Here is a 13998-nt window from a genome sequence, read left to right on the forward strand (position 1 = left end):
TTGTCGAGTGGACTGGCAGTTTCGCACTGCAGATGCGCGACTAAAGTTGAAAAGACTCTATCCAATCATCCATGCAAACTAACGAAGTGCGGCACTAGGGCGCCGGTTCCACATCCATGGTTTTTGCTATGGTGTAGACGGCCTGGCCAGGTTTGGCACCGCGTGGCTTTCGGACGTAGCGCCGCTCGGTGTAGTCCACGGGAACCAGACCGGCGTGTTTCTCGCCCGAGCGTGCCGCGACAAGCCCCGCCGCTTTTCGCAAGATATTCTCTGGGACGCGCTCCGGATGGGCGTTGGTGCGGAGCACGCCATGTGCTCCGGCGACGCCTCGGATATGGAACCAGAGATCTTTTGGGGCGGCGACACGAGTCAGCAAGTAGTCGTTGCTCGTCGCGTTCTCCCCGATGTAGAGCGTCCACTCGCCCTCAAGGGTAAGGGTGCGGATCTTGTGGCCGTCGAATTTCTTGCTACTGGCCGCATTTTTACCTCCCCCGGCGGCTTTAGCGCCGCCACCCCCTCCGGCAATCGCTCGTTCCTCACTGCGAAGGGGGGCATTTTGCTGTAGCACTTGCCGCTCCGCTTCTAGCTCGACTTTGCGGCGTGTGGCGTACTCGGCGGCGTCGCGGGCTTTGCGGGCACGGTCGAACCAAGCTTCTGCGTTCTCGTGGGGGGATTTCTTGGGATCGAGCGCGATGGTACGTGTCTGACCGTCGCTGTAGAAGTCCACCACCTCAGTGCTCTCCGTGCCTTTGGTGATTTGGCTGAGATGCGCCAGAAGCAAGTTGCCACACTCCTCGTGCTTGTCGGCGTTGGCGGCTTCGGCAATAGTGCGCTCCAGATCGGCGAGCTGTTTTTCGACTCTTGCGAGTGCCTGAAGTCGCGCTTTCTGGGCGGCGGCCTCGGCGCTGTCTTCGGCTTTTTCGCTGAGCCTGGTCGCCCAGAATGTGTCCAGCGCGACCGAGATGCTCTCGCGCGGAAAGCCCGTCACACTCTTGGTCTCAAAGGCCCAGACACCTATTGTGTGGCCGTCGGCATCCTGAATAGAGTGCGGTGCGAACTGCCCGAGTACCGTGCGCTGTAGTAGCTCACCTTCCGCCATCAGCGCTGCCTCGGTCTCGGCGAACTTGGAGATAAATGGTGTGTCAGTAGAGATTCCCGGCGGCGACTTATACGCCGCGCCATGGTGCATCTCGCGCTCACCGCCGTGCCGCAGGACGCCGCGCACGGTGCTGGTTCCACTCACGAGTACTAAGTTTGAGTTGCGGCCCATTAGCTCGCAGATTAGCGTCACGCGCTCGCCGTCCACGCTTTGGCAGACCAGGTGCAGGACTCTATCGGGGTAGGGCAGCTCCACCGCTTCGATCCACGCGCCCTCCAGATACTTTCGTGCGATCTGGCAGAACCCCGGCGGCTGTGTCGGGTTGTCGCGCTTGATCTGCGTGAAGTGCACCCGCGCCGCTTGCGGATCAACGGAGAGCAGCAAGCGCCGCCCGCCCGCCGCCTTGGAGAACGTCGAGAGAATAATCTCACTCTCCGACGGCTGCTGGACTTTCTGCACCCGCCCCCCGACCAGCGCCGCCCGCAGCTCCGCCGCGACGGCAGCGAGGACGAAAAAATCAAAAGGGATGGTCATGATCTTAACAAGACATAATCCAGGTTGGGGGGATCAATGCCGAAGCTCTGGAGGGCGGTGTAGAGCTGGGCACGGTGCCACTGCTCGTGGTTGTAGACATGAAAGAAGATATCGCGGGCGGTGAGGTTGAGGCGCTTGCCCTGCACCTCTAGCATGATGGATCGCGCCAGCTCGTCGGTGGCGAGCCGGGTCAGCGTCTCCGTGCGGAGCGTCTCGGCATCGGTGAGGAGGCTCTCTAGGTCGTCGGGGGCACGCTCTTCGTAGGATGGTGGAGAGGGCTGGCCGTCAAGTCGTGCGTGCCAGCGCTCCTCGGCGGCGGTGCTATGGGCGAGGAGCTTGGCGATGGTGTTATAGCGCGATGTCGTGGGAAACGTCTTGTGTAGGAGCTCCGGGTTGGCGAGAAGCAGCGCCCAGATTTCTGCACGGCACCTTGTGGCGTAGGCAAAGAGGGTAGATAGTTCTATCATCCGCGCCAGTTTACCTCAATGCCTAGCGCTCGTAGTGTCTCCGCCGCTGCCGGTATCCGATCACGTTGCCCCGTTTCATCGAGCGTGGTCAGCAAGCGATCCCACGGCAACATGTGACGATCAAACCACTTCATCTCAAACTGTGCCGCGAGCCGGATTGCGGGTTCGATTGCCCGGCGACAGACCAGAAGTTCTACCATTTCCTCGTAGGCCTCTTCGTCGCAGCACTTCTGCATCAGAGTGAGCATCCGCTCGTAGTCTTCACGATACAGGCAGCTCCGGGCTATCTGCCAATGGATATGAGACTCCACACAGGAGTAGTCCGGAATATTGTCGTCTCGTTCAAGTAGCGCAAGCGTGGCTTCGTAGTCTTCCAAATCCCAATCAAAGATTGCCGCACAGTGGTTGTAGAGAGCAGGGCGTTCGGCCTGTGGGAGCAGAGGAATCTCTCCAAGCACTCGCGCTAAGAGAGTCTGGGCTTCTCCGGTACCGTTGCCATGTTCAGCGTGCCAGAGAAAAGACACACAAAAGAGCCAGACGTAGAGTCGGTCGGAATCGTTGAGTTTTCGGGATTCCTCAAGAGTTGGCTTGATCTTCCAGAATACGGGTTCAAGTGCACCAATCTCATCCGCAAGAAAGCTCTTCGCGGCATCAGTCAGTGGGGACTCTAAGTTTTCACCGAAGAAGATAGGCATGAGCAAGTTCCTTGTTGTCCCCCCGCTGGGCGGGGGTTAGGGGGCTTTCTTGCGCTCGTCGAGATACGCACTCGCTTCGGTGAGGGTTTTTCCGGCGATGAGGCTGTTGGCGACCCCGCTCATGGCGCTGGCGGCGAGGTTCTCGCCGATCTTGTCGAGGGCTTCGATTTTCTCGCGGATGAGGTTGTGATCGGTGGCGCTTTCTTTGGCGGTGGTCAGCTCAGCCAGGGCCGTCTCGATGGCGGGCTTGTCGTCGTCGTCGTAGCTGAGCAGGAGTTTTTGTGCCCCAAGAATCGCGGCTTGTGCCTCGACACGCATGTCGGCGAGCATCCGGGCGGCGAAGTCTTCATCAGCGTGGATAAACGAGTCGCGGACGCGCTGTTTGATCTGCGATTGATCGAGACCGTAGGTGGGCTTGATGCGGACCTCGGTAGCCACGCCCGAGCGCAGCTCTTTCGCGCTCACTTGCAGAATCCCGTTGGCGTCGAGCAGAAAACGAACTTCTATCTTAGGAACCCCGGCAGGCAGCGTGGGAATTCCCGTCAGCTCGATGCGGGCGAGCGAGCGGTTGTCGGCGGCCAGCTCGCGCTCGCCTTGAACCACATGAAGCAGGACTTTGGTCTGACCGTCCACACTTGTCGTGAACTCCTCTTTGGCGGTGCTAGGGATTTTTGAGTTACGAAAGATGAGTTTTTCGACCGCACCGCCCATCGTCTCGATCCCGAGTGAGAGCGGCGTCACATCGAGCAAGAGTAAGTCGTCGCGGTTGCCCGAGAGAATATCAGCCTGAAGCGCGGCTCCGAGTGCGACTACTTCATCCGGGTTCAGATGCGTGTGTGGCGCACGGCCAAAGAGCTTCCCGACGGCAGTGCGCACGGCGGGGACACGCGTCGAGCCGCCTACCAACACCACTTCGGCGATCTCGCTGGTCTGGAGGCCGGAATCGGTGAGGCACTGGCGGCAAGCGGCGAGAGTACGCTCTATCAGCGGGGCGATGGCCTCCTCAAAGTCCTCGCGCGTGAGTGCAATCCCGAAGAGCTCGGTGACCGTTTTCTCGCTCAGCTCGCGCTTGGCCTTCTCTGCGGCAAGGCGAATAGTGGCGGGTTCAGTATGCGGGAGCACGGCGCGTGCCCGGAGCCAGGCCACGAGAGCATCGTCGAAGTCGTCGCCACCGAGCCGGGTATCGCCGCCGGTGGCGAGTACTTCAAAGAGGCCATCTTCCAGGCGCAGAATCGAAATGTCGAACGTTCCGCCGCCCAGATCAAAAACGGCAATGGCGGCTGTTTTCGTGTTCTGCAGCCCGTAGGCCAGGCTGGCCGCCGTGGGCTCATTCACGATACGAACGACATCCAGTCCCGCCAGCTCGCCCGCGTCTTTGGTAGCCTGGCGCTGGGAGTCGTTGAAGTAGGCCGGAACCGTGATCACCGCTTTGGTCACCGGCTCGCCCAGCGCTTTCTCGGCGGTTTGCTTCAGCGCCCGCAGTACCCACGCCCCGACTTCGGGGGCACTGACCAGCCGCTCGCCCAGCGCTATCTGGCAGTCTGGAGTGAGCAAGTAGGGAAGGCTCCCGCGGAGCGTCTGGGCATCTCCTTGACCCTTGCCCATCAGCCGCTTGGCGGAGTAGATCGTGCGGGGTGGGTGCGACGTCAGATACGCCAGCGCTTCCGTGCCCACAAGCGGCGTGGTGCCGTCCTCGGGGAAGTACACCACGGAGGGAAGCAGCCCCCCCAGAACCTGCGGGACACCCGCCGTTACCACGGCAACCAGGGAGTTGGTCGTGCCTAAGTCAATGCCAAGAATTGTAGCCATTCCGGGAGAGTGTACCCGCTGGCGGAGAAATGGTTCCCGTTGTCATCTTCTCCGCCCACAGGGTCTACCGCTTACTTGCCCCGGTCCTTGTAGTCCTTCCAGGCAAACTCCAGCGCCTGGGCGAGGGTCTGGCGCTGAACGCGACCGTCGCAGTGGCCGGACTCTTTGGAGAAGACGAACTGGTAGGGGTATTTCTTGTCCTTGAAAGCCTTTGCCATGCGGTCGTTGGCCATCACCCAGTTGTGCAACGTTGCCTCTTCATCTTTGGAGCGGTTGTCATTCTCACTGACATGCATCCAGATCCGCAGCGGCTTGCGCTTCTCTTTGGGCACGAGGCTCGCGTGGTACTCCCAGGCACCACGCGGCGACTCGGGGTTCAGCGGCGACTGTTGATTCACATACGTGCCCGAGTAGCTAATCACCCGGTGGTACCACTCCGGGTGGAACCAGGCCATCGAGAACGCCGCCGCAGCTCCCGAGCTACAGCCCATCGTCGCGCGGGCATCGGGGTCCTTGCTAAACGTCACGTTGTAGTCTTTCGTCACTTTGGGGAGAATAACCGTCTCGATGTACTCGGCGTACTTCCCCGAGACCGTGTCGTACTCCAGGCCGCGCTCGCTGCCCTGCGCATCGCCGCCCCCCGAGCTGATGAAAACCACCACCATCGCCGGGACGCGCTTGGCCGCGATCAGGTTGTCCAGAATCGTGGGCAGCTCCCCCCGCCCCATCGCATCGTGGGTCACTAAGAGCGGCGCGGGCTTTCCGGGCACGTACCGCGCGGGCACGTAGACCCAGCAGCGCCGCTCGTAGGGCACCGTCCCTGTCTGGTTTTTCGCGATTCCCGGAAAGAGCGGGCTGTCCGTGGACTTGATCGTGAACGAGGAGACCGTCCCCTTGGGCACGCCGTCCTGCGCCGTCAGCTCAGGGGCGTTGGTGTACATCGGTGCGATGACATAGTTGCCCTCACCCAGCTTGGAGGCGTAGGGCTTGAACTTGGTGATGTCAATGACGGAGGGCGCTGCGACCTGCTGACCCAGCAGGCCCAGTGCGAGTAGGCTTCCGATTAGTGCGTTGTTCATTTGAGTGGGCGGCCCTTAATCGGCTTACCGTTGGTATCTAGAATCTGGAAGTGATGGATGCCAGGCTTGCTCGTGTCGCGGTGCGTCCAAACCACTTTCTTCTCTGGGGTCATCTCCACCAGCTTGACCTCATTGCCCTGCGCGTGGTGCGCGGTGACAACCGTATTGCCGTTGGGCAGGCGCTGAACACCGCAGCAGTCGTTGAAGGGGCGGCCTTCCAAATCATCGTTGGTGACAGACCAGATCACTTTCCCTGTTTTGTCGAACTCGACCGTCAGGTTTGCTATCGTGCAGCCTGTGAGCGTGTTGCCATTGTCAAGGCGAATGGCCGTGAAGGCCCAGCTCTGGAAGGCAGGGTTCTCCCAGTTGGGGGTCTTGGCCTCCCAGACAATCTCGCCCTTGGGGGTATACTCGCGCACCATCTTATCCAGAAGCTGAGGCACCAGGTAGTTACCGTTTTTCAGCTTGCGGGTCATGCGGGTCTGGAGGTGGTGATCCTTGGTCTGGGCCTGGATCGGCACCTCCAGTTTGATCTCCCCAGACTTTTTATCGATCTCCAAGATACGCGGCTTGTTGCCAGCCTCCGTGCAGAGCAAGCGCCCCTTGCCGATGTCTTGGACGGTGTTGACTTCGGACTGGGTGCCTTTCCAGTCAAAGAGTACCGTGCCTTTTTTATCTACCTCCGCGATCCCACCACCGGGGTACTTGGCACTCTTGTTTAAGGCTAGGATGACGTTGCCGTTGGGGAGCACCCAGCCATCGCGGGTCGCGTGGGGGAACTCCCAGAGAATCTGCCCGCTGCCAGAGCGGATATAGGTCGCACCACCTGCAGCAAAAAAGGCGTGCGTGATTGGTTCTTGTCGCATACGGCATTTTAACACAAGCTGCTCATTCTGGGGCTTTGTAGAACTCTACGGAAAAGCGCACCTGGCCAAGTGGCTCAACATGGTGAAGCACCTCGGGAACGACGACTCCGACTGTGCCTGGGGCCAGGTCGAACCTCTGGTTCAGGCCGTCTAGGTGGTAGCGTAGCGCCCCTTCCGTGACCCAAATCTTTGCCCAGACACCGGGCTTGGTGGTGTGGTCTTTCTGCAAGCCTGCGGGCCCGGTGGACTCCGTGAACTCGGGGGTCTGGTGGAAGGGGACAAAGTGCTCGGGGAGCTCCAGGCGCTCGCAGTACGGGCAGTCGAGAGTCTGACCAAGCTTACTCTGGCGGCCTTCCTCAGTCGTGGCCCAGAGGCGGCTCTGAAAAGGGGGCTGGTGGCGGACATGCTGCGTATGGCCACAGGAGAGCTGTGCCAACCAGTCGCCCACGGTATCTTGTGCAAACGAGATTATTGGTCGTTTCATATTAGGCGAGTGCTTTCAGAATCGCGTCTCGGCTTGGCGCGACTTCCTGAATCACTACCCCGACGGTTTTCACAGCGCGATCTGGGTCTTTGAGGCCATGCCCCGTAAGCGTTACTGTTACCGTGGCCGGGACATCACCAAAGTAGCCCCGTGCGGCGAGTTTCTTAAGCCCCGCCAACGGTGCGGCGCACGCGGGCTCAGCAAAGACTCCTTCGAGTGAGGCCACAGCAGTGTAGGCCATCAGAATTTCCTCGTCGGTGACGCTCTCGATCAGTCCCCCGGACTCGTCCCGCGCGGCAATCGCCCCCTCCCAGCTTGCGGGCTTGCCGATGCGAATCGCGGTTGCTATCGTGTGAGGCTCGTCCACGGGATGCCCTAGCACCAGTGGCGCGGCTCCCGCCGCCTGAAAGCCCAGCATCCTCGGGCGTTTCGTGGCCTTTCCCCGCGCGGCAAACTCGCTAAAGCCGCGCCAGTAGGCCGTGATATTGCCCGCATTGCCCACCGGAAGCGCGTGGAAGTCCGGCGCATCGCCTAGGTCACGGATAATTTCAAAGGCCGCCGTCTTCTGGCCCTCGATACGCACCGGATTCACGGAGTTCACCAGTTCGATGCCATGGCTCTCGTCGTCGGCGATCTCCCGGACTAATCTCAGCGCATCGTCGAAGTTACCGTCAATGGCGAGCACTCTCGCCCCATGAATCAGTGCTTGCGCTAATTTTCCCAGCGCCACCTCGCCCTTGGGCAAGAGCACCACGCAATGGATTCCCGCCCGCGCTGCATACGCCGCCGCCGCCGCACTGGTATTGCCCGTCGAGGCGCAGATCACGCTTTCGCGCTTTCGCTCCACCGCTTTGGAGACCGCCATCGTCATCCCACGGTCTTTAAACGAGCCCGTCGGGTTCAGCCCCTCAAACTTCAGAAAGACGCGCAGGTTCGGCGCACCCAAAAACGCCGTCGGCAGGCGCTTGGCCTCGATAAGCGGCGTGTCGCCCTCACTCAGCGAGATAATCGGAGTCGCGTCGGTGATGTCGGGCAGAAACTCCCGCCAGGTAGAGATAAGTCCGTGGTTCATATTTTTCACCGCCGATTGAAATCGGCGGGCAATTAGGCCGCGACGGCAGTGATCGGGCGGGCGTGGGCAATTTCAAACTTACCGGTCGGGCGAACCTGGTTGGCGAAGACGCTGACCACGGCAATGGTCTCGCCGCTGAGGGAAATAAACTCAACTTCGTAGCCCTTGCCGCCTCGATGCACAAGAACGACGGTGCCAATATCGCCACTCTGAAGTCCATCGTCCATCAAGTCAGTCATCAATACAACCTGGTCTAATTCCTGAATCATTTCTCTGCCTCCAGAGGATACGCTGTCACGAAACGAGGGCAAGTCTCTCCCTCATCCAGAAACCAAACGGTTCGCACATTAGGGGTGCGTCCGTCCACAGCGAGGAACTTGCCTTCGACAACAAAGCGCTGACCGAAGGGAGTCGCCTCCTCCTTGGTTATATCGTTTTTCACTGCCTACTCCTCGACGCGAATCCAGTTGTAGACTTTGCTGACGGCGGGCAGGCGGCTGATGACATCGAGCGCTCCGAGCAGATGGTGCTCGCGGCTTTTATGGGTCACCCAGACAATCTCGGCTTCGTCGCTGGGAAGGGCGCGCTGGACGACGGACTCAATGCTGACATCAAAATCCCCGTAGACATTGGCGATGCTCGCGAGCACTTTGGGTTTATCTAGCGCGTGCAGGCGCACATAGAACTTGCTCTGCACTTGCTCGCTGGGGAGCATCGGGCGCGTCAGATGGCACGTACAACCGACGCGGCCTGTGGCGTTCGAGAGAATATTACGTGCACAAGCAATCAGATCCCCGACCACAGCGCTACCTGTAGGCATGCTGCCCGCACCGCGCCCATAGAACATCACATCACCCACGGCATCGCCGCGCACAAGAACCGCGTTGAAGACATCGTTCACACTGGCAAGGGGGTGCTTATTGGGCAGAAGCGCCGGATGCACCCGGGCCTGCATTCTGCCATCGGGGTGACACTGCGCGGAAGCAATCAGCTTGATCTTGTAGCCGAGATCCCGCGCGACGGCGATATCGCGGGCCTGGATATGGCGAATGCCCTGCCGTGCCACTTTGTCCTCGTTCACTGTGGAGTTAAAGGCAAGCGACGAGAGAATCGCCAGCTTGTAAGCGGCATCGTGGCCGTCCACATCGCTCGTCGGGTCGGCTTCGGCGTAGCCTAGGCGCTGGGCATCGGCTAGAGTGGGGGTGAAGTCCGCGCCTTCTTCCGTCATTCGCGTGAGAATATAGTTGGTGGTGCCATTGACAATGCCCATCACCTCGCGGATATTGTTGCCCGCTAGGCTCTCTTTGAGCGCCGCGATAATCGGAATGCCGCCCGCCACCGAGCCTTCGAGGAAGAAGTCTTTCTGAGCCGCCATCGCTGCATCCAAAAGATCATGACCCGACTTGGCCATCAGCTCCTTGTTGGCCGTGACAATATTCTTGCCGTTCTGAATCGCGCGGTGCAGAAAGCCATGGCACGGATCCACGCCGCCCACTAGCTCCGCGAGAATATCAATCTCCGGGTCGTCGATCACCTCAAAGGAGTTGTCGGTGAGAAGCGCCGGGTCAACGTCAACATCGCGCTTTTTGTCTAGGGTGCGCACGGCGATTTTTTTAATCACCAGCTCTGCCCCGACGCGCTGGGAGATCGCCTCCGCATTTTCCTGGAGAATGCGCACCGTGCCCGAGCCGACCACGCCCAGACCTAAAATTCCGATCTTGATCTGACGCATCGCTTAGCTTTCTAGAAGTATCAGAGTATCGCCGGGGTGGACAAGCCTGCCGTTCTCGGCGGGAAGCGCCACGACCTTGCCCGCATGATCCGCGAGAACTTCCGAGAATACCTTCATTGCCTCGATCATTCCGATGGGCTGGTTCTTCTCCACCGAGTCGCCGATCTCCACAAACGGCGGGGAGCCCGGAGCTGGAGATCGGTAGAAAACCCCCATGATAGGGGCCTCGATGGGGATCCCAGAGGGCGCGACCGAAGCAGCGGCAGCCTCGACGGGCGGAGCCAGCGTGGTAGCCAAAGGTATGGGAGTCGTCGAGGCAGGAGGGGCTGTTGTACGCAGGGTCACCCGGAGGGAACCGTCTTCGTAGCGAAGCTCCGCTAGATCATGCTTCTCGACCAGCTTGGCCAGGCGCTGTAGGTCTTCAGGGGCAATCGGAAAATTAGACACGCGGCATTTTATCATGAGGGGTGTCAAGTCCATTTTTTGATACTGCCGCGTCAAAGACATCGGTTCACCCACCAGCCAAGAAAACACACGGAAGTAGTTTAAGGCGGTTCCGACCAGTAAGTGATACTGCTGGAGAATTGAAACTGAGGATTGTCGAGGTAGTTTTGGGTATCCAAAAGAGAGACTCTAAGTGCTAAAAGTACTGCCCGACACTGGTTTCAGGCACCCCAAGGAGGCACCGCACGAATTCGCCCGCAGTATCATTGATAAGGGCATGACCCTCGTGGGGTACAATAGCCTGTGAGACAACAGCCATTTTTTGACGACGATACGCCCCACGAGGAGTGTGGTGTTTTTGGGGTCTGGGCTCCCGGAGAAGATGTGGCGCGCATGGCGTTCTTCGGGCTCTTTGCGCTTCAGCACCGGGGGCAGGAGTCGGCGGGGATTGCGGTGAGTGATGGAAAGCGCATCGCTCTTCATAAAGATATGGGCTTGGTGACACAGGTTTTCGATGAGGAGATCTTGAGTCGTCTGACTGGCCACAGTGCTATTGGGCATACACGCTACTCCACCACCGGGTCGTCGGTGTTGCGAAATGCCCAGCCAATATCGGCGTGTCTGCACGGCACTAAGGAAGTTGCCGTCGCCCACAATGGCAACTTAATCAACACCGATGTTCTTCGGGCGGAGCTAATTGCACGGGGCTACAAGCTGGAGTCCACCAACGATTCGGAGGCTCTGGCGCTGCTGATTGCTGAAAACCTGGGGGAGAGTGCCGTGGAGGCGGTGCGCCTCGCGATGCAGAAAGCGGAAGGGGCGTACTCCCTGGCGATTCTCACACCCAACGAGCTGATCGGGGTTCGCGATCCGTACGGTGTTCGGCCTCTGTGTCTGGGGCGGCTCGATGCGGGCGGGTTTGTGCTGGCGAGCGAGACCTGTGCACTCAATACGGTGGGGGCCACTCTGATCCGAGAGATCATGCCGGGTGAGATTGTGGTTGTTAATGAGAAGGGCTGGCGTGTCGAGCCGGGGGTCGCAATGAAGCGGCAGGCGTTGTGCATGCTGGAGGCGATCTATTTTGCGCGTCCTGACTCCGTCATGTACGGTCAGAGCCTGCATGCCGCACGCAGACGGATGGGCGGTGAGCTCTCTCGCGAGCATCCAGCACCGGGGGCCGACCTAGTGATTGGGGTCCCGGACTCAGGCACCCCTGCGGCGCTGGGTTTTGCGGAGGCGAGTGGGATTCCCTTTGGCGAGGGGCTGATTAAGAACCGCTACATTCAGCGGACGTTTATCCAGCCAGACCAGCGCATGCGCGAGATGGGTGTGCGCATGAAACTCACCCCGATCCGTGAAGCGCTTCAGGGCAAGAGTGTTGTTATGGTGGACGACACGATTGTACGTGGCACGACAACGGGCAAAGTCGTGCGCTTACTTCTGGAGGCGGGAGCGCGGGAAGTGCACGTGCGCATCTCTGCGCCGCCGGTGAAGTGGCCCTGTTTCTACGGTATTGACATGGCGACTCAGGATCAGTTGATCGCGGCGAGCCAGTCTGTTGAGGCGATCCGCCAGAAGATCGGGGCGACGAGCCTGGGCTATCTTGCCGAGGCGGGGCTTGCCCGAGCGATGTCTGTTCCCGTGGATAACTTCTGCCTCGCCTGCTTCACCGGCAACTACCCGATCCCCGTTCCCGATAGCTTGAGGATGGAGAAGCTAGCGTTTGAGCCTCCTGTGAGCTAAGTGCTGTCCTTTCCGGTTTGCCTGACCGCCTCTGAGTTCAAGCAAGATAGACTGGAAAAGAAATTGAAAACCAACAAACAACAATATCGGCTATCAGAGCCGCCTTCTGGCCGTACTCTGGCTACTCTCTACGAAGAGATCGGTGGGATGCACGCATGCCGTCGGCTCTCCGAACGATTTCACGACCTAGTCGCCGACGATCTGGTGTTGCGTGCAATGTTTCCGAAGAATCTTAGTGTGCTCACGGAGCACTTCGCACTCTTTCTAGCCGAGACACTGGGTGGTCCGGCGGATTATTCGGCCAAGCGTGGGAAGCCGCGTCTGCTCTGTCGTCATGCCCCGTTTCCCATTGGGCCACCTGAGGTTGAGCGCTGGCTGCACCATATGTTCGCGGCACTAGAGGACTTAGGCGTGGCTGATACTCTGCAGCAACCACTCCGCGACTACTTTACCCAGACCGCTCCCACGCTCTCCGACCCATTTATCTCTTTCTACCAGATGCCGCTGGAGCCTCTACGGGCTGCTCTGGACAAGACTCGCAGCCTTGCCACCGCTATCTATGAGGGACGGACGCTCCTGCGTGACGCTGCGGGGAGGTGGGATCTGCCTCGTGTGCGGCTCCTCCTGGAGTACGGCGCTCTTGGGTCTATGCCTGATGCTCTCTACCGCGCCGCCAATGCGCATGTGCATGGTCGTGACGATGAGGGGTGCGCCGTGGTGGAGCTTCTCCTGCAGCACGGTGCTGAGGTGAACGGTCGCTGTGGTGTGGGATCCATGACACCTCTTCACATGGCTGCCCGACGAGGAACGGTGGCGATTGCCAAGGTCTTGATAACAGCGGGTGCGGACATAGAAGCAAGGGATACCAAGGGAGAGACACCCTTACGCCGCGCAGTGAACTGCGGACAGGAAGGGGTTGCTTGCCTACTATTGGCCCATGGTGCCGACCCACTGAGTCAGGATCGACAGGGGCGTACTGTCCAAGAGATCGCTCTTAAGGGGCGGCCTAACATTGGCAAGATCTTCTCCAAGTGATCAAACCAATATGACCGTTCATTGTCTCGCCTCGGGGTCGTCGGGGAACTCACTTCTCATTACGTCTGATCAGGGGGCACTTCTGGTGGATGCCGGGATTGGGGTGCGAACGCTGAAGCGCTGGTGTGGGGAGCGCGGGGTGGCTCTGGAGAACCTGAGCGGCGTTCTCGTGACCCATGAGCACGGCGATCATAGTGTGGGGGCGGTGCCGCTGGCGGTGCGTTATAAAGTCCCGATTGTGGCAACACCAGGCACTCTTGCGGCGCTACAAGCCTCCGACAAGCGCGACTTCCCGGTGTTGCCTATCTCGCCAGGTGAGGAGGCGGGCCTCGGGTCGTTTGGAACTCGTGCGCTGCTCACCACACATGACGCTGCCGAGCCGTGCGGGTTTCGGGTGGATGTAGGGAGCACAAGCTTGGTCTACGCCACCGACACGGGCTCTATCACACCCGACGTGCGAGCCGCCTGCTGTGGCGCGTCGCTGCTGGTGATTGAGGCCAACCACGACATTCACCGTCTGCGCTTCGGCCCGTACCCTGAGCATCTTAAAAACCGTATCCTCGCACGTACGGGGCACCTCTCAAACAACGCCGCCACAGATTTGGTGCTGGGCCATACCCTGGAGCACGGCCCCGCCACCGTCTGGTTCGCTCATCTCTCCGAGGTCAACAACACCCCTGGGATTGTCCGTGCCTACTGGAAGCGCCGCTGTATAATGGTCTTATAAAATCGGACAGTCAAACGGGCTCTTTTAAGAAATCTGGAAAGCCAAAAAAGACACCATGAGAAAGCAACATAGCCTCGCTTTCAAGGCCAAAGTCGTCCTCCAGACACTCAGAGAAACCAAGCCACTCACACAGGTCGCAGCTGAGCACGAAGTACACCCGACACTCCTCACCAAGTGGAAGACCGAAGCCGTCAACTCGCTGCCCGAAATCT

The 13998-nt window shown here is 59.7% G+C and carries 15 protein-coding genes and 1 pseudogene; 4 read left to right on the forward strand and 12 right to left on the reverse strand.

Translation table 11 applies throughout. From position 1 onward, the window contains the following. Positions 1 to 94 precede the first annotated feature (94 nt). The 12 genes from ACH2ED_RS16555 to ACH2ED_RS16610 form a co-directional block, all read right to left on the reverse strand. Positions 95 to 1633 carry an NFACT family protein gene (locus tag ACH2ED_RS16555; protein WP_395093490.1) on the reverse strand — a complete coding sequence of 513 codons (1539 nt, stop codon included), beginning with the start codon at positions 1631 to 1633 and terminating at the stop codon, positions 95 to 97. Continuing rightward, positions 1630 to 2100: a DinB family protein gene (locus tag ACH2ED_RS16560; protein WP_395093492.1), complete on the reverse strand. Its 471-nt coding sequence runs from the start codon at positions 2098 to 2100 to the stop codon at positions 1630 to 1632. Before ACH2ED_RS16560 ends, ACH2ED_RS16555 begins: the two co-directional genes overlap by 4 nt. Next, positions 2097 to 2795, reverse strand: coding sequence for a hypothetical protein (locus ACH2ED_RS16565; protein WP_395093495.1), 699 nt, complete (start codon positions 2793 to 2795; stop codon positions 2097 to 2099). Before ACH2ED_RS16565 ends, ACH2ED_RS16560 begins: the two co-directional genes overlap by 4 nt. Before the next feature lie 36 nt (positions 2796 to 2831). Continuing rightward, positions 2832 to 4604 carry a Fe-S protein assembly chaperone HscA gene (gene hscA / locus ACH2ED_RS16570; RefSeq protein ID WP_395093498.1) on the reverse strand — a complete coding sequence of 591 codons (1773 nt, stop codon included), beginning with the start codon at positions 4602 to 4604 and terminating at the stop codon, positions 2832 to 2834. Positions 4605 to 4675: 71 nt separating this feature from the next. Continuing rightward, positions 4676 to 5683, reverse strand: a complete 1008-nt coding sequence (locus ACH2ED_RS16575) for an alpha/beta hydrolase (protein WP_395093500.1) — start codon at positions 5681 to 5683, stop codon at positions 4676 to 4678. After that, positions 5680 to 6549 (reverse strand): hypothetical protein, encoded by an 870-nt coding sequence (locus tag ACH2ED_RS16580; RefSeq protein WP_395093503.1) that lies wholly within the window; start codon positions 6547 to 6549, stop codon positions 5680 to 5682. The genes ACH2ED_RS16575 and ACH2ED_RS16580 overlap by 4 nt, the downstream gene beginning before the upstream one ends. A gap of 22 nt (positions 6550 to 6571) precedes the next feature. After that, positions 6572 to 7033, reverse strand: a complete 462-nt coding sequence (locus ACH2ED_RS16585) for a DUF3565 domain-containing protein (RefSeq protein ID WP_395093506.1) — start codon at positions 7031 to 7033, stop codon at positions 6572 to 6574. Position 7034: 1 nt separating this feature from the next. Next, on the reverse strand, positions 7035 to 8105 hold the full coding sequence (gene thrC, locus ACH2ED_RS16590; RefSeq protein WP_395093509.1) for a threonine synthase: 1071 nt from the start codon (positions 8103 to 8105) through the stop codon (positions 7035 to 7037). 32 nt (positions 8106 to 8137) lie between these two features. Continuing rightward, positions 8138 to 8374, reverse strand: coding sequence for a DUF4926 domain-containing protein (locus ACH2ED_RS16595; RefSeq protein ID WP_395093511.1), 237 nt, complete (start codon positions 8372 to 8374; stop codon positions 8138 to 8140). Then, on the reverse strand, positions 8371 to 8547 hold the full coding sequence (locus tag ACH2ED_RS16600) for a DUF6883 domain-containing protein (RefSeq protein WP_395093513.1): 177 nt from the start codon (positions 8545 to 8547) through the stop codon (positions 8371 to 8373). The genes ACH2ED_RS16595 and ACH2ED_RS16600 overlap by 4 nt, the downstream gene beginning before the upstream one ends. Before the next feature lie 3 nt (positions 8548 to 8550). After that, the gene (locus tag ACH2ED_RS16605; RefSeq protein ID WP_395093516.1) at positions 8551 to 9837 is read right to left on the reverse strand and encodes a homoserine dehydrogenase; all 1287 of its coding nucleotides are present in this window, start codon (positions 9835 to 9837) and stop codon (positions 8551 to 8553) included. Between the two features lie 3 nt (positions 9838 to 9840). After that, entirely contained in the window at positions 9841 to 10284 is a 444-nt protein-coding gene (locus ACH2ED_RS16610; protein ID WP_395093518.1) for an acetyl-CoA carboxylase biotin carboxyl carrier protein, read from the reverse strand. A gap of 300 nt (positions 10285 to 10584) precedes the next feature. On the opposite strand from ACH2ED_RS16610, the gene purF reads away from it, so the two are divergent. The 4 genes and pseudogenes from purF to ACH2ED_RS16630 form a co-directional block, all read left to right on the forward strand. After that, positions 10585 to 12024, forward strand: coding sequence for an amidophosphoribosyltransferase (gene purF, locus ACH2ED_RS16615; protein ID WP_395093521.1), 1440 nt, complete (start codon positions 10585 to 10587; stop codon positions 12022 to 12024). A 63-nt stretch (positions 12025 to 12087) separates the two neighbouring features. Continuing rightward, a complete protein-coding gene (locus tag ACH2ED_RS16620; protein WP_395093524.1) occupies positions 12088 to 13059 on the forward strand; it encodes an ankyrin repeat domain-containing protein in 972 nt (323 codons plus the stop codon). A 10-nt stretch (positions 13060 to 13069) separates the two neighbouring features. Beyond that, positions 13070 to 13786, forward strand: a complete 717-nt coding sequence (locus ACH2ED_RS16625; RefSeq protein ID WP_395093527.1) for an MBL fold metallo-hydrolase — start codon at positions 13070 to 13072, stop codon at positions 13784 to 13786. 55 nt (positions 13787 to 13841) lie between these two features. After that, positions 13842 to 13964, forward strand: a pseudogene (locus tag ACH2ED_RS16630) (transposase); the annotation flags it as partial. Between the last annotated feature and the right edge of the window lie 34 nt (positions 13965 to 13998).

Origin of the sequence: Armatimonas sp., assembly GCF_043757465.1 — a bacterium.
Classification (GTDB): Bacteria; Armatimonadota; Armatimonadia; order Armatimonadales; family Armatimonadaceae; genus Armatimonas.

Coding starts and splice junctions, on each gene's coding strand:
- ACH2ED_RS16555 (WP_395093490.1), bottom strand. CDS start 1,633: ATGACCATCCCTTTTGATTTTTTCGTCCTCGCTGCCGTCGCGGCGGAG.
- ACH2ED_RS16560 (WP_395093492.1), bottom strand. CDS start 2,100: ATGATAGAACTATCTACCCTCTTTGCCTACGCCACAAGGTGCCGTGCA.
- ACH2ED_RS16565 (WP_395093495.1), bottom strand. CDS start 2,795: ATGCCTATCTTCTTCGGTGAAAACTTAGAGTCCCCACTGACTGATGCC.
- hscA (WP_395093498.1), bottom strand. CDS start 4,604: ATGGCTACAATTCTTGGCATTGACTTAGGCACGACCAACTCCCTGGTT.
- ACH2ED_RS16575 (WP_395093500.1), bottom strand. CDS start 5,683: ATGAACAACGCACTAATCGGAAGCCTACTCGCACTGGGCCTGCTGGGT.
- ACH2ED_RS16580 (WP_395093503.1), bottom strand. CDS start 6,549: ATGCGACAAGAACCAATCACGCACGCCTTTTTTGCTGCAGGTGGTGCG.
- ACH2ED_RS16585 (WP_395093506.1), bottom strand. CDS start 7,033: ATGAAACGACCAATAATCTCGTTTGCACAAGATACCGTGGGCGACTGG.
- thrC (WP_395093509.1), bottom strand. CDS start 8,105: ATGAACCACGGACTTATCTCTACCTGGCGGGAGTTTCTGCCCGACATC.
- ACH2ED_RS16595 (WP_395093511.1), bottom strand. CDS start 8,374: ATGATTCAGGAATTAGACCAGGTTGTATTGATGACTGACTTGATGGAC.
- ACH2ED_RS16605 (WP_395093516.1), bottom strand. CDS start 9,837: ATGCGTCAGATCAAGATCGGAATTTTAGGTCTGGGCGTGGTCGGCTCG.
- ACH2ED_RS16625 (WP_395093527.1), top strand. CDS start 13,070: ATGACCGTTCATTGTCTCGCCTCGGGGTCGTCGGGGAACTCACTTCTC.